A 23,854-nucleotide genomic window follows, 5' to 3' on the forward strand; every position below is an offset into this window, starting at 1 on the left:
CGGCCCCGGCAGGCCGCGCCGTCGGCTGTCAGCAGGGCTCAGCCCAGCGTCCACCGCTGGTTGGAGCCGCCCGTGCAGCTCCACAGCTGCACCTTGGTGCCGTTCGCGGTCGCCGCGCCCGCCACATCGAGGCACAGCCCCGACGAACTGGTGATCGTGCCGTCAGCGTTGCGGTTCCACTTCTGGTTCGCACCGCCGTGGCAGGTCCAGATGATCGCCGCCGTCCCGTTCGCCGTCCCGCCGCCCGAGGCGTCCAGGCATCGCCGGTTCCCGTCCGCGTACACCGTGAGTTCGCCTGCGGCGGTGTAGGTCCACTGCTGGTTCGCGCCGTTCCAGCAGTCGTAGATCTGCACCTGGGTGCCGTTCGTCGTCGACTGGTTCGGCACGTCCAGGCACCGGTTCGAAGCCGCCGACCGCAGCGCGCCCGTGGTCGAACCGCCGCCGCCGTCACGCGGCCCCGCGTTCGCGATGATCCGGGAGGCCTCGGCCGGGATCGAGCCGGCGCTGAACGTGGTGTTGTTCCTGACGGTGTTGCCGCGCTGGCCGTCCACGAGCCCGGTGATCGCCGGGTTCGTGGTGAAGTTCCCGGTGACGGACATGTTGCCGGTGAGGTTGCCGCTCTGGTTGTTGGCGTGCGCCCACTGGCCGTACGTGTTGCGGAAGACGTTGCCGGACAGGTTGAAGTACCGCGAGCCCTCGTCGAAGTACATGCCGAGCTGGCCGCTGTTCTCGCAGTGGTTTCCGGTGATGGAGCTGTTCGGGTGGGCCGAGAGCGAGTAGATGCAGCCGGCGTCGAACAGCGTCTCCACGACGTTGCGCACATGGTTGCCGGTGACGTTCACGTACTGCGAGGTCGTGGGCGTCTGGTAGATCGGCTGGTAGTCGTAGAGGCCCCGGTTGAGGTATTCGGGGCTGCCGCCCGGATCGTTGGCGCCCCAACCGAATCCGACGTTGATGCCGCTGTACGGCATGTCGGAGACGTAGTTGTGGTCGATCGTGACCCGGGTGCCGTACGTGGCGAGGATGGCGACCTGGTCGAGGTACTCCAGTGCCGTGTCGTGCACCCTGTTGTCGCTGATCAGGATGTCGCTGTTGATCATCCGCGGGTCGGACGGGTGGTGGGCGTCGGGGCGGACCCCGCCGACCACGATGCCGCCGCCTGCACCCGCGGTGAAGGTGTTGCCGGTGACCTTGATGTTCTTGGCGCCGAGGCCGACGCCGGTGGAATGGGCGTTGGCGTCGTTGCCGATGCCCAGGTCGACGGAGCCGAGGTTCCTGAAGGTGTTGCCGCTGAAGGTGATGCCGTCGGCGGCGGAGACCTGCACCGCGGCGGGGACCTGCGCCCAGCCGTTGCGCGCGGCTTCGAAGCCCTTGCAGCCGGAGCGGCAGGAGGTGAACGCGTCGGCGGGCCGGTGCTGCTGCACGCCGGTGATGAACGTGCCGGTCTGCTGGTTCGCGTACCCGTTGTTGGAGCTGGAGTCCAGCCAGCTGGTGCCGGTGAAGGTCAGCCCGGAGAATTCGAGCGCGCGCACCGGCGCGTCGTACGTGCCGCCGACTTCGACCAGCGTCTCCAGGCGCGGCAGTTCGACCTTGGCGTTCGCCATGTTCTGGCCCGCGAGCGGCTTGTAATAGAGCCTTCCGGCGGTCGTGTCCAGGTACCATTCGCCGCCCTGGTCGAGGAAGCGCTTGGAGTTGAGCAGGTAGTACTGCGGGGTGCGGAACGGGTTCTGCATCGTGTCGTACCCGTAGGTGTTGTTGTTCCACGCGGGCTGCTGCATCGTCACCGTGCGACCGCTGATGCTCTGCACCGGCGTGAACCGGTTGGTGAAGGACAGCAGGCCCTGGAGTTCGATGCGCTGCTTGTCGGGGAGCGAGGCGAGGTAGTCGAAGTTGGCGTTGTTGAGGGTGAACCCGGTGGAGGTCAGGGTCAGGTCCGTGTTCGCGATGCGGGTGCGGGCCCGCGGGGCGAGCACGCCGTCGACGTAGAGCTGCCGGGTGTCGAACCCGGTGCCGACGTCGGCCCGGTAGATCCCGGTGGCGGCGTCGTCGAGGACCCAGCCGGTGACGGGCTGCGCGCCGGTGACGACGGGGGCGGCCCCGTCGGCGGCCTTCCAGGTCACGGTGTGGCCGTTGCGGCCGTTGTCGGTCGCGTTGAACCGCAGCGGGCTGGTGAGCCGGTAGGTGCCGGCGAGGAGGGTGACGGTGACGTCGCCGTCGCCCGCCGCGGCGGACTGCCGGGCCCGCCGCTGGGCCTCGGTCAGGGTCTTGAGCGGCTGGGTCGAGCTGCCCGTGTTGCTGTCGTTGCCGTTGGGGGAGACGTAGTAGGTGTAGGCGGTCTGCGCTTGTGCCGGGGAAGCGCCGAGGGCCGCGAGGGCCCCGGCGACGGCGAGAAGCAGGGCCGCAGCGAGTGCGGTGAGCCTCTTCTTGGGGGACCGCAGTGGGGGTGAGTGCCGCATGGGTCGTGCCTTTCCTTCATTGGCGAGGCGGTCGGTCAGGTGGCGGGTGCGCGCCGCGAGGCGGGCGGCGCCTCGGTCTCCTCCAGTCCGCGGCGGGCAGGGGATCGGTCGATCGTGTCGTGCTGCGCGCTGATGGTGGTCGCCAGCAGTTGCAGTCCGGCGCGGGCGGGCCGTACGCCCGGTCCGGCCGGGTCCGCCGGGCGGGGCACGCGGCCCAGCCCGGCGATGGCCCCGGCGTGGACGGTGAGTCCCAGTCCGGGGGTGTCGCCGAGGACGAACGCGCCGTCCTCGATGTCGAGGTCGGCGGTGACGCCGACGGGCGGGCGCAGGTCCTGCAGCTCGCTGACGAGGTGGTTGGGGACGGACGAGGCGGCGTGGAGCAGGCCCACCGGGATGTTCCCGATGGGGCTCACCGGCAGGTCGAATGCGTGGGCGAGCGCGGCGACCCGCAGGAAGTGCGTGATGCCGCCGACGGCGGCGGCCTGGACGACGTCGACCGCGCCCGCCTGCAGGAGCGGGCGGTACTGCTCGAGCCCGGTGAGGTTCTCGCCGGTGGCGACGGCCGCGCGCACGCCCCGCTGCACGACGCCCAGGCCTTCGGCGTCCCAGCGCCGCACGGGCTCCTCGATCCACACCAGATCCAAAGCGGACTCGATCTCGCGCACGTGGCGCACGGCCTGCTTGCGCGACCACGTCTCGTTCGCGTCGAGCATGAGCCCCGGCCGCGGGGTGCCCGCCTCGATGAGCACATCCCGCACGATGCCGAGCCGGCGCCGATCGGCCTCCACGTCGAGGCCGCCCTTGAGCTTGGCGGCCCGCAGGCCGCGTTCGGCGTAGACGCGGTAGGCCGCGGCCAGGTCCTCGTCGCCGAGGCCGATGTCGAGCCCGGACGCGTAGGCGGGCACGATCCGGTCCCTGCCGCCGAGGAACCGCCACAGCGGCTCGTCGGCGGCCTGCGACTTGAGGTCCCACAGGGCCGTGTCGAGCGCGCCGATCGTCGCGAACACCGCGCCCGCGTGCCCGGCCTTGAAGGCGCGCCGCAGCATCCGGTCGTACAGTGCGGTGACGGCGCGCGGGTCCTCGCCCTCCACGCCCGCGAAGACCTGCTCGATCTCGGCGTGCGAGCCGATGCCGACGCCGGTGAGGCCCTCGTCGGTGTCCACCAGGACGAGCGGGACGGTGGTGACGCCGTCGGCGAAGACGCCGTTGGCGTCGCCGACGGGTCGCGCCCATTCCTGGATCGTCGTCAGCGTGCGATAGCCGGTGATCCGCATGTCATCCCTTCGTGGAGCCGGCCGTCACGCCGGTGGCGATCTGGCGCTGGAAGCAGAGGTAGAGCACGAGCACCGGCAGGGCCGCGATGAGCACGCCCCCGGCGAACGTGGGGATGTCCGCGGAGTACTGGCCGCGCAGCGAGGTCACCCCGACCATGAGGGTGCGGTGCTCGGCCGAGGGCATGAGCAGCAGCGCGATGAGCACGTCGTTCCAGCAGAACAGGGCGTTGAGGATGCCCACCGACAAGAGCGCCGGGCGCCCCAGCGGCAGCATGATCCGCCCGTACACCCCGTACGCGGAGTTCCCGTCGATCCGCGCCGCGTCCGCGATCTCGGCCGGGATGCCGCTGTAGTAGCTGGTCATGAGGAAGACCGTGAACGGCAGGAACTGCGCGGTGTACGCGAGGATCAGCCCCGGGTAGGTGTCGACGAGCCCGGCCTGGCCCATGGTCCGCGCGAGCGGGACCATGATGACCTGGAACGGGATGAACAGCGCCGCGAGGCACGCCAGATACAGCGCCCGCGAGCCGCGGAACCGCAACTGGCTCAAGGCGAACCCGGCCATCGACCCGAAGAGCAGCAGCAGCGCGACCGCGCCGCCGACGACGATCAGCGAATTGGCGAGGTACCGGCCCATGTCGGCGCTGGTCCACGCGGTCGCGAACGCGTCCCAGCGCAGTCCCTCGGCGGGGGCGAAGCGGTCGAGCACGTACTCGTGCCGGGTCTTCATGGCGACGTTGGCGGTGAAGACGAGGGGGTAGACGGTGGCGATCGCCAAGGCGGCCATGGGGATCGCGGCGAGCCAGCGGCCGGCGCGGAGGGCGTTCATCAGTCCTCCCTCCCGGCGCGGCGCAGTACCGCGATCTGGGCGAGGCCGACCACGAGCATCACGCCGAAGAGGACGGTGGACGCCGCGGAGGCGAGTGCCGGGCGGCCCATCTGGCCCTGCTGGAACCAGATGTAGTACTCGGGCAGGTAGGTCGAGCCCTCCGGGCCGCCGCCGGTCATCACGTACAGCAAGCCGAACATCGAGGTGAGCATCCCGATCATGGTGGTGACGACGACGAACTGGATGGTGCGCGAGAGTCCGGGTGCGATCACGTGCCGCACCACGCGCGGCAGCGACGCGCCGTCGACGCGCGCCGCGTCGATGAGGGAGGCGTCCAAGGTCGCGAATCCGGCCAGGAACACCACGAGCGCCATGCCGAAGGTCGCCCAGATGTGCACGCCCACAACGGCGTACATGGCTATGCCGGGGTCGCCGAGCCAGTCGACCGGCCCGAGGCCGACCGCGCCGAGCAGCGCGTTGGCGGGTCCGTCGAAGGCCAGCAGGAGGTTGAAGATCGCGCCGATGATGACGGGGGAGAGGACGGCGGGGAAGAAGTAGACGCTCCGGTACACGCGGTGCCCGGGCACGCGCAGGTAGATGAAGGTGGCGAGGAGCCCCGGGATGGCCACGGCCACCGGCAGGAGCAGCACGAGCAGCCCCACGTTCTTCATGGACGCGAGGAACAGCGGGTCCTCGAACAGCGCCGCGTAGTTGTCCAGGCCGACGGCCTGCCCGTTGCGGTCGCCGTCGCCGGTGAAGGAGAAGTTCACGCCGAGTCCCAAGGGGTACAGGCGGAACACGGCGATGATGAGCGCCGCGGGGGCGACGAGGACGTACGGCGCGAGCCGCTCCGCCCGGGACCGGCCCGCGGCGCCGCGCCCGGATCTCGCGCGGCGCCGCGGGGTTACGGGGCCGGTCCGGAGCGCAGTCCGGACCGGCGAGTCGGTGGTGGCGGTCGGCATCTAGCCCGCCTGGTCGCTCTCGGCGAGTTGGGCCAGCGCGTCGTCGACGGTGACCGATCCGCTCAGGAGCTGCTGCGAGAGCCGCCCCATGAGCTCCAGGGTCTCGGCCGAGAGCGCGACGTGCAGGGCGGGCTTGCCGGTCTGCAGCTGGTCGACGATGGCCGCGGTGGCGGGGCCGGAGCTGGAGGCGTCGATCGTGGTGTCGGCGGCGATGGCGCCGGCGTCGGCGTAGAACGCCTCGAGCGCTGCGGTCGAGGACAGGGAGCGGACGAGGTCGGCCGCGAGTTCGGGGTCCTCGGTCCATTCGGCGACGCCGTAGCCGATGCCGCCGTCGTACGGCAGGCTCGGCTCGGCCGCGGGGTTCGCGAGCGGGGCGGGCATGACGCCGACGTTCTCGGGGCCGATGAACTCGGCGAAGTCCTTCCAGTGGCCCACATCGGACATGAGCCCGATGACGTGGGCGGCGTCCCCGGCGTCGAAGATCGCGAACTCGTCGTTGAACATCGCGGTGGAGTTGACGCCGTCGTTGTTGAGCCCGGCCTGCTCGGCCTCGACCCACATCTCGAAGAGGCGCTTGACGTCGGGGGAGGTCCAGTCGCGGTCGCCGGCGATCCACGCGTCGTACTCCTCGGGGCCCAGCACGCCCGGTCCCATCCCGGAGAGGAAGAACTGGATGCCGATGCCCTCCTTGTTGCCCAGGGCGAAGCAGTTCGCGCCGGTGGCCTCCTCGATCTGGGCGCAGTCGGCGAGGAAGTCGTCCCAGGTGGCGGCGGGGGCCTCGGGGTCGAGCCCGGCCTCGGTGTAGAGCGCCTTGTTGTAGTAGATCGGGTGGCCCTGCAGGGTCACGGGGGCGGCGTAGACGTGGCCGTCGGCGGAGAACGCCTCCCAGCCGGCCAGGCGGTCCATGTCCTCGGCGAGGTAGTCCTCGAGCGGGAGCAGCGCGTCGGTGCGCTCGCGCAGCTGCCCGCCGCCGTTGAACAGCATGACGTCGGGGCCCTCGCCGGACTGGATGGCCGTGCCGAGCAGGTTGTAGTACTGGTCGAACGGCTGGGCCACGAACTCGACCTCGACGTCCGGGTGCTTCGCGGCGAAGTCGGCCTTCGCCGCTTCCACATAGGAGGTCGCGGTCGCGTCGCCGGATTTCCAGTCCCAGACCACGAGGGTGCCGCTGTCGCCTCCCGAACCGGAGTCCGGTCCGGCGGCGCTGCCGCATCCGTACAGCGCGAGGGGTGCTATCAGGGCGGTCGACCACAGTGCTCGTCGCTTCATCGCTAGATCACTCTCTGTAGGGGCGCCGGAGGGGTCCGGCTCACAGGATCGCGGTAAACATAACTTGTATGACGTCTTACGTCAATGGAGTGATGCCGTATACTTGCCCGCGAGCCCCGACGGAGGACCGATGGCACTGCACCGCCCCATCACCGAAGAGCCCGCCCCGCCCGCATGGTCGCGGCGGCCCGCCAACCTGGCCAAGGCCGTCACCGAGGAGCTGGTGCGGCGGGTGGTGCGCGGCGACTACCCGCCCGGCTCGACCCTGCCCGCCGAGCACGCCCTCTGCGCCGCGTTCTCGGTGAGCCGCACCGTGATCCGCGAGGCCGTGAAGGTCCTCCAGGAGAAGGGCCTGGTCCAGATCCGGCAGGGCTCCGGCACCGCCGTGCTGCCCTCGACCTCCTGGAACCTGCTCGACGGAGCGGTGCTCGCCGAGACCATCGAGGACGACGCGACCCTCGGCATCCTGGACGACCTCGTCGTCACCCGCCGCCTCCTCGAGTCCGACATGGCGCAGGTCGCGGCCCGCGCCGCCGACGAGGCGGCCGTCGCCCGCATGCGCGACCTGGTCGACCGCATGGACGCGCTCGTGGACGACCCCGCCTCCTACCACGAGCACGACCGCGCCTTCCACGACACGGTCATGCGCGCCTCCGGCAACCGCATCGCGCGCGCCGTCGTCCGCTCGCTCGAAAGCCAGGTCATCAACACCGCCAGCTATATGGGAAAGACCGAGCGCGCCCTGTGCGAGGCCTCGAACCGGGGCCACCGCCGCATCTTCGAGCGCATCGCCGCCCGCGACCCCGAGGGCGCGGCCGAGGCCATGTTCGCCCATATCACGGACGCGTGGCTGGTGCGCCGCGGCGAGCAGGGCGACCCGGACCGCCTGGCGCGCTGACCGGGCCTCCGGAGGTACGCCGAGTGGTCGGATGTCTTGCGCCGCAACCGGTGGACATACTCCGGCAAACTTCTCCACCGCCTCGGGTATTGACCGCATACATCCAATCTATATAGACTCACATCGATATTCAAGGCACCGTACGGCCTGATCCCCGCCCGGCTTGGGAGCGATCTCAACCGGCGTCGGGCCGCATTTCCGCAACGGACCCTCTCATGCGATGCCGCCCCACAGGTCTCCGACGAGCCTGACCTAAGGAGTTCCCTTCGATGTCGAGAATCAGATCCGTTCTCGCGTGCCTCGCGGCCGCGATCGTCATGGCGATGGCCGGAGGCGCGACCGCGCAGGCCGCCGGGACGCCTGAGCAGTCCACGGCGGACTTCACCGCCGCCGCCAGCGCCGGCTGCGGCAAGGCCCCCACCCTCACCAGCGGCACCCACACCATCCAGAGCAGCGGCATCAACCGCAGCTTCATCCTCAAGATCCCCACCGGCTACGACCGCAACAAGCCCCACAAGCTCATCTTCGGCAACCACTGGTGGGGCGGCACCGCCCAGCAGGTCGCCGGAGGCGGCTCCGACGGCGCCGTCTACGCCCACTACGGCCTGGACGCGCTCTCGGGCGGCTCCGCGATCTTCGTCGCTCCCCAGGGCATCGACAACGCCTGGGCGAACCCGAACGGCCGGGACATCGTCTTCTTCGACGACATGATCCGGCGCATCGAAGCCGACCTCTGCGTCGACGAGTCGCAGCGGTTCTCCCTCGGCTTCAGCTACGGCGGGGCCATCAGCTACGCGCTGGCGTGCGCCCGTCCGACCGTGTTCCGCGCGGTGATCGCGATCGCCGTGCCGGGGCCGGTCAGCGGCTGCAGCGGCGGCACCGGGGCCGTGGCCTACTTCGGCATCCAGGGCGTCACCGACAGCATGCCGAACGCCCGCGCGATGCGCGACCGCTTCGTGGCGAACAACGGTTGCGCGGCGCTGAGCCCGCGCGAGCCCGCCTCGGGCAGTGGCACCCACATCACCACCAACTACTCGTGCCGCGCCGGCTACCCGGTCCGGTGGGCGGCGTTCGACGGCGGCCACCAGCAGGGTCCGGTGGACGGCTGCACGGGCTGCGAGAGCGGCGCCCGCAGCTGGGTCAAGAACGAGGTCTGGAACTTCATCAGCCAGTTCTCCTCGACCCCGCCGGCCGAGACCGACCAGGTCCGCAACACCGCGGCGAACCGCTGCCTCGACGTCGCGGCCCAGTCGCAGTCGAACGGCGCGCTCACCCAGCTGTGGGACTGCCACACCGGCTCGAACCAGCAGTGGACGCGCACCGCGTCGAAGCAGCTCAGCGTCTACGGCGGCAAGTGCCTCGACGCTGAGGGCGCGGGCACGGCCCCCGGCACCCGGGTCATCATCTGGGACTGCCACACCGGCGCGAACCAGCAGTGGAACGTGAACGCCGACGGCACGGTCACCGGCGTCCAGTCGGGCCTCTGCCTGGGCACCGTGAACAACGGCACCGCGAACGGCACGGGTGTGGTCCTGGCCAGCTGCAACGGCTCCTCGAGCCAGAAGTGGTCCTTCGTCTGATCCGTCGGGCGAGTACCTCGCATGAATGAACGGGCCTCCCGAGAGGGAGGCCCGTTCCTTTGCACCGCAGCCGCTTACGCGGTGAACTGCCACCAGTTCACGTTGAAGAGGTAACCGCTGCCGCCGGTGAACTTCAGGTACAGGTCCCGCGTTCCCGTCGCGCCCGTGACCGGGCAGGAGACGTTCGACCAGTTCTGCCAGCCGCCGGTCCCCGAGACCGTGCACCGGCCCGCGAGCGGGCCGTTCGGTCCGTCGAGCCGCAGTTCGATCGCGCCCCCGCCGGTCGCCGAGGCGACCCGCGCGGTGAACGACTTGGCGCCCGCGCCGAAGCCCACGCCTTTGACCTTGATGGAGTCCCCGTTCTCGATCCACCCGACGTTCATGCCGCCCTCGCTGGAGCGCTCGGTCTCGACACCGGTCGCCCACGCGATGGTCTCGGCCTCTTGCCTCGCATAGGGGTTGAGAGTCCCCACCTGCGGCGCCCCGGCCGTGGTCATGTTGATGGTCGGGAAGGTCCCGTCGGCGTTGTAGGTGAACTTCTCGACGGCCACCGACCTCGTGAAGCCGCCGCCGCCCGGCAGCGCGCCGTTGTGGTAGAAGAAGTACGACCCTCCCTTGTAGTCGATGACTCCGGGGTGGTTGGTGAAGCTGGAGCCCTGGGTCGGCATGATCGTGCCCCGGTACGTCCACGGCCCGGTCGGTCCCGGGGCCGTCGAGTACGCGATGAACTCCGAGCAGCACCTGGCGGCGAACACCATGTAGTACAGGTTGTTGCGCTTGTACACCCACGGCCCCTCCTCGTAGAGGGTGGGCCGGTCGGTGCTGTTCGGCCGCGTCCCGAACCCCTGCGTGGTGAGCGGGATGCGGTTGATCCCGCCCGAGTAGGAGACCATGTCGGCGTTGAGCTTCACGTACCAGAGGTTCGGGTTGCCCCAGTAGAGGTACGCCTGGCCGTCGGTGTCGATGAAGACCGTGGGATCGATCTCGCCGTTCTGGACCAGCGGGTGCCCGAGCGCGTCCCGGAACGGCCCGGTGGGGCTGTCGCCGACGGCCACGCCGATGGCGGGCCTGCCGGTGGCGTCGTTGATGACCGGGACGTACCAGTAGAACTTGCCGTTGCGCTCGACGGCCTGGCCCGCCCAGGCGTCCTGCCTGGCCCAGGAGAAGGTGTCGAGGTTCAGCGGGGAGCCGTGGTCGGTCCAGTTGACCATGTCGTCGGTGGACCAGACCCGCCACTCCTTCATGGTGAACCAGGTCGAGCCGTCCTCGTCGTGGCCGGTGTAGAGGTAGAGCCGGCCGTTGTGGACCAGCGGCGAGGGGTCGGCGGTGTAGATGGTCTGGATGATCGGGTTGTCGGCCTGTGCCGGGTCGGGCGACGGATCGGCGGTCGCGCTGAGCGAGGCCGCCGCGAACGCGGCTACGAGCGCCGCGGCGATCCTGCGCCGACGCGGGATGCGGGTCGTCATGGGAAACCTTTCCGGCGCTCACGCGCCTCAGGAGTCGTGCGATCGTCCTCGAAACTTTCGATGAATTCATCGAAAGCACGGAAACTAGAGCTCAGGGTATCCATAGTGTCCATGTATGTAAATAACTCGATGCCTACGGTCATCTGATCTTTTCCTCTAGGGGCCTTGGCAGGGCCGAGCGGCGCGGCTATCGTGATCCTTCACAAAACCCCGGAACCGAACATCTCCAGGAGCGCCATGACCACGCAACCCGACTTCGCGGGCTACCTCTACGTGCATTTCAAGCGCGAGTCCGCCGACGGCGAGCAGATCCACTTCGCCCTCAGCGACGGCAACGATCCCCTGCACTTCGACGACCTCAACGGCGGCGCGCCGGTCCTGTACTCGACCCTGGGCGACCGCGGCGTCCGCGACCCGCACATCGTCCGCTCCCCGGAAGGCGACCGGTTCTTCATGGTCGCGACCGACCTCCGGGTCTTCGAGCGCACCGACTGGGACGAGATGCAGCGATGGGGCAGCCGCTCGATCATGGTCTGGGAGTCGCGCGACCTCGTCGACTGGGGCGAGGGCCGGCTGATCGAGGTCGCGCCGCCCGAGGCCGGCAACACCTGGGCGCCCGAGTCGGTGTGGGACCCCGAGCAGGAGGCCTACCTCGTCCACTGGTCCTCGACCGTCTACGCCGACGCCTCCCATGAAGGCGAGAGCTACAACCGCATCATGTACGCCCTCACCCGCGACTTCCGGGAGTTCTCGGAAGCGCGCACGTGGATCGACCGCGGCTGGCAGACGATCGACGCCACCGTCATCGACCACGACGGCCGCTACTACCGCTTCCTCAAGGACGAGCGCGCGCGCGGCGGCCTTGCCCCGCAAGGCAAGTCGGTGTTCTCCGAGACCGCCGCCTCGCTCACGGCCGCCGAGTGGGCGCCGCTGGCCGAGGGCATCGGCCTCGGGGCGGTCAAGCAGGGTGAAGGCCCCCTCGTCTACAAGTCGAACACCGAGGACAAGTGGTACCTCTGGATCGACGAGTTCACCCTCGAGCGGCGGTACGTGCCCTTCGAGACCGACGACCTCGCGGGCGGGCAGTGGACCCCCGCCGCCGACTTCCGGCTGCCGCCGGACCCGTGCCACGGCGTCGTCCTTCCGGTGACCGCCGAGGAGTACGAGCGCCTCGCGAAGGCCTGGGCGTGATCCTTTGAAAGTTCCGGTCTTTTCTTGACCGGGTTGAGTCTCGGACCGCTTTGGAGAAGGCTTGCCTGGCGCCCGGTCGAACGGCGTCGAACCGCCGAATCGGCCCGAAAGGCGGGCCTTCCGGCAAGACGGTCCGAGACCGACAGCATTCCCCGCGCGGCCTGCGGGAAGGCGCTCTCACGCCGTCCCCTTTGTTGCGGTTTCCGAATGTTTCCCGAGGTCACGCTGCGTATTTCTCAAGCCACCGGGGGAGATTTATTGACATCACTGCTCGTGGTACGTAAGCTCTGGAAGTTATCGGAAATAGCCCCGAAAGTTTCGATCGTTACGGCAGTGCAACCTCGCCCGCCCGAAGAGAAGCACGGGGCGAAGTCTTGGGCCATCTCAAGGAGGAGAGACATGTCGAGTGTGTTCGGGCGGACGCCCAGTGGAGCCACCCGTCGCAGGGTTATCGGATTCTCGCTCGCCGCGACCGGTGCGGCCGCCCTCGCGGCCTGCAGCGACGACGGCGGCACCGAGATCGACGTCGAAGCGCAGTCCAAGGGCGCGATGGAGAACTTCGCGGCCGACATGCAGTTCACGGCCACCGAGCCGTTCACCCTGTCGGTGCTGTGGACCGACTGGCCGGACCTTCCCATCACCGACCAGTGGCAGTTCTTCAAGGAGATCGAGAAGCGCACCAACGTCAAGATGGAGGTCACGAACATCCCGTTCAGTGACGCCACCGAGAAGCGCAGCCTCCTCATCAGCGCCGGCGACGCGCCCACGGTCATCCCGCTGGTCTACACCGGCGACGAGAGCTCGTTCGTCTCCTCCGGCGCGATCCTGCCGATGAGCGACTACGTCGAGCACATGCCCAACTTCCAGAAGTACGTGGAGGAGTGGGACCTGGGCGACATGGTCGACAACCTCAAGCAGGCCGACGGCAAGTACTACATGCTGCCGGGCCTGCAGGAGGTCTCGGTCCCCGTCTTCACCGTCGTCATCCGCAAGGACGTCTTCGAAGAGGTCGGCGCGGGCGTGCCCCAGACCTGGGACGAGATGCGCGCGGCCCTGGTCAAGATCAAGGAGAAGTACCCCGACTCCAAGCCGCTCGCCGACGGCTTCGAGGGCGCGTCGATGCTGAACTACGCCTCCCACGCCTGGGGCGCGCGGGCCGGCTGGGGCTTCGGCAACGGCATGGTGGACGACGGCTCGGGCAAGCTCGAGTACACCGCCGTGACCGAGGGCTACAAGCAGATGGTCGAGTTCTTCCGCGGCCTCGTCGAGGACGGCCTCCTCGACACCGACTCGATGACCGCGGCGAACGACGGCAGCGGCGGCGGCAGCGTGACCGAGAAGGTCGCGGGCAACCTCGTGTTCGCGGCGTCCGGCTCGCCGGGCACCGCGATCGAGTTCCAGCAGGCCCTCAACGAGACGGTCGGCGAAGGCAACCACGAGGTCGTCGTGATCCCCCCGCCGGGCGGCCCGGCCGGCCAGATCGTGGAGCCGCGCAACTTCTGGAACGGCTTCATGCTGAACGCCGAGATCGCCGACTCCGAGAACTTCGTCGCGATCCTGCAGTTCCTCGACTGGCTGTACTACAACCAGGAGGCCCGCGAGCTCATCCGCTGGGGCGTGCTCGACGAGACCTACACCAAGGACGCCTCCGGCAAGATCACCCTCAAGCCGGAGTTCTCCCTCAACGCCTACAACATCAACCCCGGTGCGCCCACGGACATCCAGCGCGACCTCGGCTGGTCCAACGCCGTGTTCGCCGACTCGTCCGAGTCGCGGGCGCTGAAGGAGTCCTACAACTCGCCCACCTTCGTCGAGTATGTCGAAGCCGTGCTTTCGAGCCGTACCCCCCGCGACCCGAACCCGCCGGCCCCGCTGGACGAGGCGGAGCTGGAGTCGTCCTCGCTGATGGCGACCCCGCTCAAGGACACTGTGGACACGAACACGCTGAAGTTCATCCTCGGCGAGCGCGACATCGCCGAGTGGGACGACTACGTGGGCGAACTCGAGGCCCAGGGCCTGCAGCAGTACGTCGACCTCATCAACACCGCCCGCACCCGCTTCGAGGAGGAGAACTCCTAGTCCGCCACCGGGGGCGGGGAGGCTGGTGAACTCGGCTCCGCCGCATTCGCAGATCAGCCGCTCTGCCCCCGCCGCGGACGGGAGGGCGCATCTATGTCCCTCACACAAGACGAGCAGTCCCCGCGGGCCGAGGCCCGCGGGGCCATCGCCGACGCCGCGCCCGCGCGGCCGCGCGGGGCGCAGCCGAAGGCGCGGCCCCGCAAGCGCAAGCAGACCTGGCGCGAGGCGTTCAAGCGCGACTGGCAGCTGTACTCGCTGGCCGTCGTGCCGCTGATCTTCTTCATCATCTTCAAGTACGGCCCGATGCTGGGGAACGTCATCGCGTTCCGCAGGTTCCGCCCCGGCGGGAGCGTCTTCGGTGACGAGTGGGTCGGCCTGCGCTACATCGAGATGTTCATCAACGACCCGTCGTTCTGGCACGTCTTCACGAACACGGTCGTCCTGGGCGCCCTGACCATGATCGTCTGCTTCCCGCTGCCGATCGTGCTGGCGCTCATGCTGAACGAGGTGCGTCAGCAGTACTTCAAGAAGTTCGTGCAGTCGGTCTCGTACCTGCCGCACTTCCTGTCGATCGTCATCATCGTCGGCATGCTGATGCAGCTCCTGTCGCTGGAGGGCACGGTGAACCAGATCATCCGCGCCTTCGGCGGCGAGGAGGTGCCGTTCCTGCAGCGCGCCGAGTGGTTCCGCTTCATCTACGTGGGATCCGAAGTGTGGCAGACGGTCGGCTGGGGCACCATCCTCTACCTGGCGGCCCTGACCTCGATCGACGACTCCCTCTACGAGGCGGCGAAGATCGACGGCGCGGGCCGGTGGCGCCAGACCTGGCACGTCACGCTGCCGGGCATCCGCCCCACGATGGTGACGCTCCTGATCCTCAACATCGGGATGTTCATCAACGTGGGCTTCGAGAAGGTCTTCCTGCTGTACAACCCGTTGACGTACGAGACGGCCGACGTCATCTCGACGTACCTGTACCGGGTCGGCCTGGTGTCGAACAATCTCAGTTATGCGACGGCGATCGGCCTGTTCCAGGCCCTGATCGGCCTTGTGATGGTGCTTTCCGCGAACCTCATCTCGCGGCGGACGACGGGGACGAGCCTGTGGTGACCGATGTACGCACGACCGACCTCGCGATGGTGAAGCCGCGGGGGACCACCAGGACCAGGGGCGAGCGCGTCTTCGGCGCCGTCAACGCCACGCTGCTCGTGCTGCTGTGCGTGGGGATGCTGTACCCGTTCATCACGGTGCTCGCCCAGTCGTTCAGCTCCTCCGGGGCGATCAAGGCCGGGCAGGTCAACTTCCTGCCGGTCGGGTTCAACCTGGACACGTACGCGGCCGTCATGTCGAACGACATGTTCTGGCGCAACTACGGCAACACGGTGCTGTACACCGTGGTCGGCACGGCGATCGCCATGACGCTGACCACGACGTACGCGTTCGTGCTGTCGAAGCAGCACCTCAAGGGCCGCAAGGTGCTCATCGGCATCGCCGTGTTCACGATGTTCTTCAACGGCGGCCTCGTGCCGAACTACGTGCTCATCTCGGCGCTGGAGATGAAGAACACCATGTGGGCGATCGTGCTCCCGGGCGCGATCTCGGTGTTCAACCTGCTGGTGATGAAGGCGTTCTTCGAGAACCTCCCGAAGGAGCTCGAGGAGGCCGCGCAGATCGACGGTCTCGGCTGGTACGGCATCTTCGGCCGGATCGTGCTGCCGCTGTCGAAGGCCGTCATCGCCACGATGGTGCTGTTCTACTCGGTCGCGTTCTGGAACGACTGGTTCGCCGCGTTCCTCTACCTCGACAAGAGCGAGCTGTTCCCGATCACGCTGTTCCTGCGCAACCTCATCGCGGGCGCGTCGACGACGGCGTCCGAGGGCGCCGCGGCCGCGGGCAGCACGACCGCGCAGGTCTCGGCGAACATCCAGGCGGTGACGATGATCCTCACCGTCATCCCGATCCTGACGATCTACCCCTTCGTCCAGCGGTACTTCGTCTCGGGCGTCATGCTTGGATCGGTCAAGGGCTAATGCGGGCAAGGGAAGGGGCGACAGCATGAGCATGCGGCAGCACGCGGGGGAGATCGGTCCGGGAGTGCTCTCCCGGTTCACCGCCGCCGTCTACCGGTACCTGGTCCTCGGGGTGTTCCTCGCGGTCGCGGGGGTGCCGACGCTGCTGGTGTGGATGCTGCTCGCCCCCGCTCCCGGCAACGTCGCGTGGTTCGTGGCCGCGCTCCTGCCGGCCGCGCCCGCGCTTTCGGCGGCGCTGTACGCGCACCGCGCCTGGGAGAAGGAGCCGGACCTGAGCCCGGCGCGGCCGCTGTTCCGCGGCCTGAGGATGAACCTGCGCGACACCCTCGCCTGGTGGGTGCCGGTCCTGGCGGTCGCGACGGTGCTCGCGGTGAACGTGCTCTTCGCGGAGCAGGTCGCCGGGGGCGCGCTGCTGCGGCCGGTGTGCGCGGTCCTCTTGGCGGTGCTCACCGTGTGGGCCGGGCACCTGCTCGTGGTGTCCTCGTTCTTCTCGTTCCGCTTCCGGGACGTGCTGCGGGTGGCGGCCGCGGAGTTCTTCCTCTCCTGGAAGGCCTCGCTCGGCATGCTCCTGCTGCTCGCCGTGGCCGTCGGCGTCGTGGCCCTCGCCTCGGAGGCCGTGCTCCTCTTGGTCTCCTGGGCGTTCGCCCTGATGCTGTGGGTGCTCGTGCGGCCGGTGGTCGCCGACGTCACCAAGCGGTTCACCGTCCAGGACTGACCCGCGGCGGGGCCTGCGGACCTCAGCCGCGCGGCTCCTGGACGAGCTCGAGGAAGTGCGCGGCGGGGGAGTCGGGCCGGTCGAGCCCCGACGCCACCGCCGAGACCGTCCACTCCGGAGTGCCATCGGCCATCGGCAGCGCCCGCAACCCTTCCGCCTGCGGCTTCGCGGCCACATGCCGCGGCACCACGGCGATCCCGAGCCCCCGGCACACGAGGTCGAGCAGCGTGTGCACGTCGTTCACCGAGCACCTGACGCGCCGGTGCACGCCGCGCGCGGCGAACGCGTCGTCGTTCAAGGTCCGCATCCCCCAGGACGGCCCGAAGTCGATGAACGCCTCGTCCGCCAGCGCCTCCCACGGCACCGAGGCCTTCGAGGCGAGCGGATGATCGTGGGGCAGCAGCGCGAGCAGCGGCTGGCGGCCGATCTCCAGACGCGGCAGGCCGCTCAGGTGCCGGTCGGTGGCGACGAACGCGACGTCCAGCTCCCCGGCCCGCAGGAGCCCCAGCAGGTCGTGCGAGCCCGACTGCACGAAGTGGGTCTCGACGCGCGGGTGCCGGCGGTGGAACCGGTCGAGCAGGGATCCGATGTCGACCAGGCCCAGGCACTGCTCGGAGCCGATGCGCAGCGACCCGGAGAGGTCGCGGCTGGCCTTGACGACCGCGTCGCGCGCGCCCGCGGCCTGCTCGAGCATCGCCCTGGCGAACGGCAGCAGCGCGAAACCGGCCTCGGTGGGCTCGACCCGCCGGGTGGTCCGGATGAACAGGCTCGTGCCCAGCTCCTCCTCCAGCCCCCTGATGGCGGCCGAGAGACCGGACTGGGAGATGCCGGTCAGTTCGGCGGCGCGAGTGAAGTGCCTCTCATCCGCCAGCGCGACCAGGTACTCCATCTGCCGCAGATCCATGAATGATTTCCCGTGCTTCTCAATGCCATGATCGGCAGTTGTTGGACTTCTAGATTAGCGGTGCCTAGCATGGTCGGCGCGGCCCCTTCCCGGGCCTCGTGCTGACCGCTCCGGCGAGGAGAGACCGATGAAGACCTTCACTATGCCCGGCACCGACATCACCGCACCGAACGTGGTGCTCGGCCTGATGCGCATCCAGGAGAAGACCGACGAGGAGGTGCGCACCCTCCTCAAGACCGCGACCGACGCGGGGATCACCTTCCTGGACCACGCCGACCTCTACGGCAACGGCCGCCACGGCTGCGAGCGCCGCTTCGCGGAGGCCATGAAGCTGACGCCCGCCGAGCGCGAGCGACTGATCATCCAGACCAAGACCGGCATCATGCACCCCGGCCCGTACTTCGACTTCTCGTACGAGCACATCGTCGAGTCCGTGGACGAGTCGCTCGAGGCGCTGGACACCGACTACATCGACATCCTGCTGCTGCACCGCCCGGACGCGCTGGTCGAGCCCGAGGAGGTCGCCCGCGCGTTCGACGACCTGCAGGCCGCCGGCAAGGTCCGCGCCTTCGGGGTCTCGAACCACACCGCCCGCCAGCTCGACCTGCTGCGCAAGTACGTGAACCAGCCGATCGTGGCCAACCAGGTGCAGCTGTCGATCACGCACGCGCCCTTGATCGCCCAGGGCATCGCCGCGAACATGCAGGCCCTGGACCAGTCGGTCTCCCGCGACGACGGCATCGTCGACTACTGCCGCCTGCACGACATCACCCTCCAGGCGTGGTCGCCGTTCCAGGCGGGCTTCTTCACCGGCCCGTTCCTCGGCTCCGAGCGCTACCCCGAGCTGAACGAGGTGATCGACCGCCTCGCCGCCAAGTACGACGTGCCGCCGATCGCGATCGCGGTCGCCTGGATCACCCGCCACCCGGCGCAGATGCAGGTCGTCATCGGCACGACCAACCCCGAGCGCGTGGCGGCCTCCGCCCAGGGCTCTGACGTCCCGCTGACCCGCCCGGAGTGGTACGAGCTGCTGAGCGCGGCCGGGTACACCGTCCCCTAAGCAACCGTCCACTATAGATTTGCGTCCCGTTTGTAGACTGGGCGGGTTTCCGGTGGCCCGCCCAGGACAAGGACGCCAATGACACCACCAGTGCCCGGCCCGAGGGCGCTCGTCACCTACATGCGGACCGGCAGCCGCGAGGCCCGCATCGCCTACCGCGAGCTCCCGGACAAGGAGCGCGCGGCGTACCGCATCCTGGTGCGCCGCGTCTTCGACACCGCCCTCACCCGGCACCTCGGCAAGCGTCCGGACAAAGAGCGGGTGCGTGAGCTCATCGAGCGGACCGGCGAGCGCCACCCGCAGTACGCCGGCGGCGTCAGGCGCGTCGTGAGATCCACTGTGGATAGTGTGCCGGTGAGCGGCATGAGCCCCCGGCAGGTGCTCACCGCCCAGCACCTCGTCATCCGCGAGATCGCCAAACTCCACCCCGACTTCCGCGACCAGGCCGACGAGATCGTCGACCCCGGCAGCGAGTTCACCGGCCGCGAACCCCACGGCGTCGCCTCGGTGACCCTCAAACTCGACGGCACCATGCTCGACCTCCAGCTGCTGCGCGGCGCCGAACGCATGGGCGGCAAGACCCTCGGCGTGTGCATCGTCCGCGCGTGGGTCGACGCCGAGCAGCGGCGCTGGCGGAGCGCGAAGGAGATCGGCCGCCACGACCTCTTCCCCGAGATCGGCTCCGGCAAGGGCAGCGGGGACTCGTACCGCTACGAGGCCTATTCGACGAGCCGCCTCTGCCGCGCCACCGTGGACCGGTACGGGCGGCTGCGCGGCGTCACGTTCATGCGCAACGCGCTCTTCGAGGACGACGGCCGCATCGGCCTCGCCGCCCAGCTCCGCGAAGCGGTCAGGAAAGCCCAGGCGGGCCTGAAGGACAAGGACCGCGCGGGCCTCGAAGTGTCAGTCTGACCCGAGGGCTTCCGCCACCTCGTCGAGGCGGGCCTCCCGAGAGGCCTTGACCAGGACGATGTCGCCGGGTTCGAGCCGGGCGCGAAGCCACTCGATCGCGGCCGCGTTGTCCGCCAGTGCGATCCCCCGCCCGCCCGCCCCGTCAGCCACCGGCCTCGCGACCCCGACCGCGATCACGATGTCCGCCTTCGCGGCCGCGTATCGCCCGACGGCCCGGTGCTCGGCCTCGCTCGCGTCCCCGAGCTCGGCCATGTCGCCGAGCACGGCGATGCGACGCCCGCCCTCGATCGCGGCGAGCGCGTCCAGGGCGGCGCGGGCCGAGTCGGGATTCGCGTTGTAGGAGTCGTTGAGCAGCGTGATGCCACCGGGCAGCTCCCGCAACTCCATGCGCCACTTCGACAGCGAGGCCCCCGCGAGCGCCGTGGCGGCCCGCTCGAGCGGCACCCCCGCGGCGAGCCCCGCAGCGGCGGCCGCCGCCGCGTTGAGCGCCTGATGCGCGCCCACGAACGGCAGCGCGACCCGCACCGCAATACCCCTGGCGTGCAAGGTGAACGAAGGCCTGCCCCGCCGGTCCAACTCCAACCCCGCCACCCGCACGTCGGCATGCGGAGCCGAACCGAAGGTGATGACCGGCCCGTCGGTGTGGGCGCGCATCGCGGCCACAGCGGGATCGTCGGCGTTGAGCACGGCCGCGCCACCGGGCCGCAGGCCCCGCACCAGTTCCCCCTTGGCCTCGGCGATCGCCTCGCGCGTCCCGAAATAGCTCAGATGCGCCTGCCCGACGTTGAGGACCACCCCGATGTCGGGCGGCGCCAGCGCGGCGAGCGCCGCGATGTCGCCGACCCGCCGCGCCCCCATCTCCAAAGCCAGGCAACGGGTCCCGGCGTCGGCGCGCAGGATCGTGACCGGGACGCCGAGCTCGTTGTTCATCGACCCGGCCGTGGCGACCGTCGGCGCCGCGCTCGACAGCACCGCCCCCACCAGGTCCTTGGTGCTCGTCTTCCCCTGCGAGCCGGTCACGCCGACCACGGTCAACCCGGCCCGCAAGCGCGCGGCGGCTTCGGCGGCGAGCGCCTGCAGCGCCGCCTGCGCGTCCGCGACGACGACCGTGGGCAGCGTCGTCGGCCGCGAACCCAGCACCGCCGCCGCGCCGGCCCTTCCGGCCTGCTCCGCGAAGTCGTGCCCGTCGACCCGCTCGCCGTCGAACGCGACGAACAGCCCGCCCGGCTCGGCCAGGCGGCCGTCGAGCACCGCCGGGGCGGTCACCATGACATCGGGATCGCCCGCGACCGTGCCGTCCGCGAGGGCGGCGATCTCCTTGAGACTGAATGGGATCATGCGCCCATCCAAGGACCCGCGCGGTTGCGGGGGCGTATGCGCTTTTCCATACGCCCGCGATAAGCGCCTATCGCGCGCGTATCGAAAACGCCATACGCCCCGGTAACGCCCGGTCCCGTTGACTGTGCGCATGACCAACAGGGAACCGGTCGGCATCGCCGTCTACGGCTGCGGCGACGACGAGGCCGCGCTGTTCCGCGCGCTCGCGCCGCGCTTCGGCGTCGCGCCCCGCATCACCGCCGCCGCGCCGTCCGAGGCGAACGCCGACTTCGCGGCGGGCTGCCGCTGCGTCAGCATCGGCCACCAGACCCGCGTCACCGGCGCCGCGCTCCGGGCCCTCAGCAGGGCCGGCGTCGCCTACATCTCCACCAGGAGCATCGGCTACAACCACATCAGCGTCCAGTACGCCCGCAGCCTCGGCATCGAGGTCGGCAACGTCGCCTACTCGCCCGACAGCGTCGCCGACTACACGCTCATGCTCATGCTGATGTCCCTGCGGCACGCCAAGTCCACGGTCCTCCGCGCCGACGCGCACGACTACCGCCTCCACGAGACGCGGGGGAGGGAACTGCGCGACCTCACCGCAGGCGTGGTCGGCACCGGCCGCATCGGATCGGCGGTCATCGACCGGCTGCGCGGCTTCGGCTGCCGCATCCTCGCGCACGACAACGGCCCCAAGACAGACGCCGAATACGCGCCCCTCGACGACCTGCTGCGCCGCAGCGACATCGTCACCCTCCACACCCCGCTCAACGCGGGCACGCACCACCTCCTCGGCCGCGGGCGCCTCGCGCTCATGAAACCCGGCGCCGTCGTCGTCAACACCGGCCGCGGCGCGCTCATCGACACCGAAGCCCTGGTCTCGGCCCTGGAGAGCGGCAGGCTCGGCGGCGCGGCCCTCGACGTTGTCGAAGGCGAGGAAGGCGTCTTCTACGCCGACCGCCGCCACCGGCCCGTCGAGAGCAAGCCGCTGCTGCGCCTCCAGCAGATGCCCCACGTGCTCATCAGCCCGCACACCGCCTACTACACGGACCACGCGCTCGGCGACACCGTCGAGCAGTCCATTGTGAACTGCCTGAACTTCGAGAAGGGAACCCAGCATGGGTAAACTGCAGGTCGGCATCGTCTTCGGCGGCCGCTCCGAGGAGCACGGGGTCGCCGTCAAATCCGCCCGCGAAGTCGCCGCGAGCCTCGACCGCGACCGGTACGAGCCGCACTTCATCGGCATCACCGAACACGGCGCATGGCGGCTCTGCGACGGACCCGAACCGGGCTGGGAGCACGGCCTGCCCGCGATCCTCTCGCCCGACCGCGGCACCTGCGGCCTCCTCGTCCTCGAAGGCGGCCGACACCGGACGATCCCGCTCGACGTCGTCCTGCCCGTGCTCCACGGCAAGCAGGGCGAAGACGGCGCCATCCAGGGCCTCCTCGAACTCTCCGGCATCCCCTACGCCGGATGCGACGTGCCGAGCTCCGCGCTGTGCATGGACAAGACCCTCGCGTACCTCGTCGTGCGCGACGCCGGGATCGCCGTGCCCGGCTTCTGGACCGTCGGCCCCGACGAGAAGACCGACGCCGAGACCCTGCCCTACCCCGTCTTCGTCAAACCCGCCCGCTCCGGCTCCTCGTTCGGCGTCACCAAGGTCGACCACCCCGACCACCTCGAGGACGCCATGGCGACCGCCCGGCGCTACGACGACAAAGTCCTCATCGAAGCGGCCGTCGAAGGCGAGGAGATCGGCTGCGCCGTCATCGGCAACGGCACCGCGCTCTTCGCCGGCGAGGTCGACCGCGTCGCGCTCTCCCACGGCTTCTTCAGGATCCACCAGGAGGACGCGCCCGAGACCGGGTCCGAGAACGCCACCTTCATCGTGCCCGCCGACATCCCCGCCTCGTCGCGCGCACTCGTCCAGGAGACCGCGAAGGCGATCTACCGCGCCCTCGGATGCCGGGGCCTGGCGCGGGTCGACCTGTTCCTCAAAGGAGACGGCACCGTCGTCCTGAACGAGGTGAACACCATGCCCGGGTTGACCTCCTACAGCCGCTACCCGAGAATGATGGCGGCGTCGGGGCTGCCGCTCGCCGAGGTGATCGACCGCTTGGTCGCGCTGGCGCTGGAGGGGACTGCCGTTGCGGGATGACTTCGCGTACGTCGACAAACTGGTGCCCGGCGCGCGCTGGGACGCGCGCTACGCCGGACCGGACAACTTCACCGGCGCGCCCGTCGACGGATACCTGACCGACCGCATCGTGGGGACGCGCGCGCTGTGCGCGGCCCTGCTCGAAGCGCAAGGCAAAGCGGAGGCGATGGGGCTCGGCCTGCTGCTGTGGGACGCGTACCGGCCGCAGCGCGCGGTCGACCGGTTCCTGGAGTGGGCGGCGCTCCCGGAGGACGGGCGCACGAAGGCGCGCCACTACCCGAACATCGACCGCTCCGAAATGGTCGAGAAGCACTACGTGGCCCCGAAATCCGGCCACAGCCGGGGGAGCACCGTCGACCTCACCCTCTGCCGCCTCGACACCGGCGAACCCGTCCCCATGGGCGGCCACCACGACCTGATGGACCCGGTCTCCCACCACGGAGCCGCCGGCCTCACCCGCGAGGCGGCCGCGAACCGCAGGCTCCTGCGCACCCTCATGGAAGACTGCGGTTTCGCTTCGTATCAATGGGAGTGGTGGCACTACACGCTCAAGAACGAGCCGTTCCCGGACACCTACTTCGACTTCTCCGTCACTTGAAACCGGTCCCGCCGCCTCGCCCGCCCCCGCGAAGCCGCGGCGGCGGCGCAAGGCGCAGCGAGTCGCTTCCCGCCGGTGCGCCAGGAACTTCGCCAGGCGCCTTGCCCATGCGGCGCGACGTGGTTCCGGTCGCGTTCTCACATGGAGACCTT

General features: G+C 69.7%; 21 protein-coding genes. 12 read left to right on the forward strand and 9 right to left on the reverse strand.

Annotation, left to right across the window (positions count from 1 at the left end):
• Positions 1 to 38: 38 nt before the first annotated feature.
• From AB0K52_RS11310 to AB0K52_RS11330, 5 genes are read right to left on the reverse strand one after another with little or no spacing between them, the layout of a single operon-like run.
• Positions 39 to 2,456 (reverse strand): ricin-type beta-trefoil lectin domain protein, encoded by a 2,418-nt coding sequence (locus AB0K52_RS11310; protein WP_363529652.1) that lies wholly within the window; start codon positions 2,454 to 2,456, stop codon positions 39 to 41.
• A 35-nt stretch (positions 2,457 to 2,491) separates the two neighbouring features.
• On the reverse strand, positions 2,492 to 3,730 hold the full coding sequence (locus AB0K52_RS11315) for a mandelate racemase/muconate lactonizing enzyme family protein (protein ID WP_363529654.1): 1,239 nt from the start codon (positions 3,728 to 3,730) through the stop codon (positions 2,492 to 2,494).
• Position 3,731: 1 nt separating this feature from the next.
• Positions 3,732 to 4,559 carry a carbohydrate ABC transporter permease gene (locus AB0K52_RS11320; protein ID WP_363529657.1) on the reverse strand — a complete coding sequence of 276 codons (828 nt, stop codon included), beginning with the start codon at positions 4,557 to 4,559 and terminating at the stop codon, positions 3,732 to 3,734.
• Positions 4,559 to 5,521 carry a sugar ABC transporter permease gene (locus tag AB0K52_RS11325; RefSeq protein ID WP_363529660.1) on the reverse strand — a complete coding sequence of 321 codons (963 nt, stop codon included), beginning with the start codon at positions 5,519 to 5,521 and terminating at the stop codon, positions 4,559 to 4,561. The genes AB0K52_RS11320 and AB0K52_RS11325 overlap by 1 nt, the downstream gene beginning before the upstream one ends.
• On the reverse strand, positions 5,522 to 6,790 hold the full coding sequence (locus AB0K52_RS11330; RefSeq protein WP_363529663.1) for an extracellular solute-binding protein: 1,269 nt from the start codon (positions 6,788 to 6,790) through the stop codon (positions 5,522 to 5,524). It lies immediately after the preceding gene.
• A gap of 130 nt (positions 6,791 to 6,920) precedes the next feature.
• Between AB0K52_RS11330 and AB0K52_RS11335 the strand changes: the two genes are divergently transcribed.
• Both AB0K52_RS11335 and AB0K52_RS11340 read left to right on the forward strand, forming a co-directional pair.
• Positions 6,921 to 7,688 carry a FadR/GntR family transcriptional regulator gene (locus tag AB0K52_RS11335; RefSeq protein ID WP_363529666.1) on the forward strand — a complete coding sequence of 256 codons (768 nt, stop codon included), beginning with the start codon at positions 6,921 to 6,923 and terminating at the stop codon, positions 7,686 to 7,688.
• Between the two features lie 269 nt (positions 7,689 to 7,957).
• Complete coding sequence (locus AB0K52_RS11340) at positions 7,958 to 9,268, forward strand: ricin-type beta-trefoil lectin domain protein (protein ID WP_363529669.1); 1,311 nt, start codon at positions 7,958 to 7,960, stop codon at positions 9,266 to 9,268.
• A 74-nt stretch (positions 9,269 to 9,342) separates the two neighbouring features.
• On the opposite strand, the gene AB0K52_RS11345 is transcribed toward AB0K52_RS11340, so the two are convergent.
• Positions 9,343 to 10,722: a glycoside hydrolase family 43 protein gene (locus AB0K52_RS11345; protein WP_363530553.1), complete on the reverse strand. Its 1,380-nt coding sequence runs from the start codon at positions 10,720 to 10,722 to the stop codon at positions 9,343 to 9,345.
• Between the two features lie 8 nt (positions 10,723 to 10,730).
• Positions 10,731 to 10,877, reverse strand: a complete 147-nt coding sequence (locus AB0K52_RS11350; RefSeq protein ID WP_363529672.1) for a hypothetical protein — start codon at positions 10,875 to 10,877, stop codon at positions 10,731 to 10,733.
• Positions 10,878 to 10,971: 94 nt separating this feature from the next.
• On the opposite strand from AB0K52_RS11350, the gene AB0K52_RS11355 reads away from it, so the two are divergent.
• The 5 genes from AB0K52_RS11355 (at position 10,972) to AB0K52_RS11375 (ending at position 16,749) form a co-directional block, all read left to right on the forward strand.
• The gene (locus tag AB0K52_RS11355; RefSeq protein ID WP_363529674.1) at positions 10,972 to 11,925 is read left to right on the forward strand and encodes a glycoside hydrolase family 43 protein; all 954 of its coding nucleotides are present in this window, start codon (positions 10,972 to 10,974) and stop codon (positions 11,923 to 11,925) included.
• A gap of 399 nt (positions 11,926 to 12,324) precedes the next feature.
• The gene (locus tag AB0K52_RS11360) at positions 12,325 to 14,004 is read left to right on the forward strand and encodes an extracellular solute-binding protein (protein ID WP_363529677.1); all 1,680 of its coding nucleotides are present in this window, start codon (positions 12,325 to 12,327) and stop codon (positions 14,002 to 14,004) included.
• Positions 14,005 to 14,097: 93 nt separating this feature from the next.
• Entirely contained in the window at positions 14,098 to 15,114 is a 1,017-nt protein-coding gene (locus tag AB0K52_RS11365; protein ID WP_208494522.1) for an ABC transporter permease subunit, read from the forward strand.
• Between the two features lie 26 nt (positions 15,115 to 15,140).
• Positions 15,141 to 16,034, forward strand: coding sequence for a carbohydrate ABC transporter permease (locus AB0K52_RS11370; protein ID WP_363530556.1), 894 nt, complete (start codon positions 15,141 to 15,143; stop codon positions 16,032 to 16,034).
• A gap of 25 nt (positions 16,035 to 16,059) precedes the next feature.
• On the forward strand, positions 16,060 to 16,749 hold the full coding sequence (locus tag AB0K52_RS11375) for a hypothetical protein (RefSeq protein ID WP_363529681.1): 690 nt from the start codon (positions 16,060 to 16,062) through the stop codon (positions 16,747 to 16,749).
• Between the two features lie 22 nt (positions 16,750 to 16,771).
• Here the strand turns inward: AB0K52_RS11375 and AB0K52_RS11380 are convergent, their stop codons facing one another.
• Positions 16,772 to 17,653, reverse strand: coding sequence for a LysR family transcriptional regulator (locus AB0K52_RS11380; RefSeq protein ID WP_363529684.1), 882 nt, complete (start codon positions 17,651 to 17,653; stop codon positions 16,772 to 16,774).
• A gap of 127 nt (positions 17,654 to 17,780) precedes the next feature.
• On the opposite strand from AB0K52_RS11380, the gene AB0K52_RS11385 reads away from it, so the two are divergent.
• Together AB0K52_RS11385 and AB0K52_RS11390 are read left to right on the forward strand one after the other, a co-directional pair.
• Positions 17,781 to 18,713, forward strand: coding sequence for an aldo/keto reductase (locus AB0K52_RS11385; protein ID WP_363529686.1), 933 nt, complete (start codon positions 17,781 to 17,783; stop codon positions 18,711 to 18,713).
• Between the two features lie 78 nt (positions 18,714 to 18,791).
• Positions 18,792 to 19,625, forward strand: coding sequence for a hypothetical protein (locus AB0K52_RS11390; protein WP_363529689.1), 834 nt, complete (start codon positions 18,792 to 18,794; stop codon positions 19,623 to 19,625).
• On the opposite strand, the gene murF is transcribed toward AB0K52_RS11390, so the two are convergent.
• Positions 19,617 to 20,963 carry a UDP-N-acetylmuramoyl-tripeptide--D-alanyl-D-alanine ligase gene (gene murF, locus AB0K52_RS11395; RefSeq protein WP_363529691.1) on the reverse strand — a complete coding sequence of 449 codons (1,347 nt, stop codon included), beginning with the start codon at positions 20,961 to 20,963 and terminating at the stop codon, positions 19,617 to 19,619. The genes AB0K52_RS11390 and murF overlap by 9 nt on opposite strands.
• A 130-nt stretch (positions 20,964 to 21,093) precedes the next feature.
• Between murF and AB0K52_RS11400 the strand changes: the two genes are divergently transcribed.
• Genes AB0K52_RS11400 through vanX form a run of 3 tightly spaced genes read left to right on the forward strand, consistent with a single transcriptional unit; the run spans position 21,094 to position 23,702 of the window.
• Positions 21,094 to 22,071 (forward strand): D-isomer specific 2-hydroxyacid dehydrogenase family protein, encoded by a 978-nt coding sequence (locus AB0K52_RS11400; RefSeq protein WP_363529694.1) that lies wholly within the window; start codon positions 21,094 to 21,096, stop codon positions 22,069 to 22,071.
• On the forward strand, positions 22,064 to 23,104 hold the full coding sequence (vanA, locus tag AB0K52_RS11405; protein ID WP_363529697.1) for a D-alanine--(R)-lactate ligase: 1,041 nt from the start codon (positions 22,064 to 22,066) through the stop codon (positions 23,102 to 23,104). The genes AB0K52_RS11400 and vanA overlap by 8 nt, the downstream gene beginning before the upstream one ends.
• Complete coding sequence (gene vanX / locus AB0K52_RS11410; protein WP_363529700.1) at positions 23,094 to 23,702, forward strand: D-Ala-D-Ala dipeptidase VanX; 609 nt, start codon at positions 23,094 to 23,096, stop codon at positions 23,700 to 23,702. Before vanA ends, vanX begins: the two co-directional genes overlap by 11 nt.
• Positions 23,703 to 23,854 lie beyond the last annotated feature (152 nt).

It is taken from the genome of Glycomyces sp. NPDC049804, from assembly GCF_040674615.1.
In the GTDB taxonomy this organism is placed as follows: domain Bacteria; phylum Actinomycetota; class Actinomycetes; order Mycobacteriales; family Micromonosporaceae; genus Glycomyces; species Glycomyces niveus.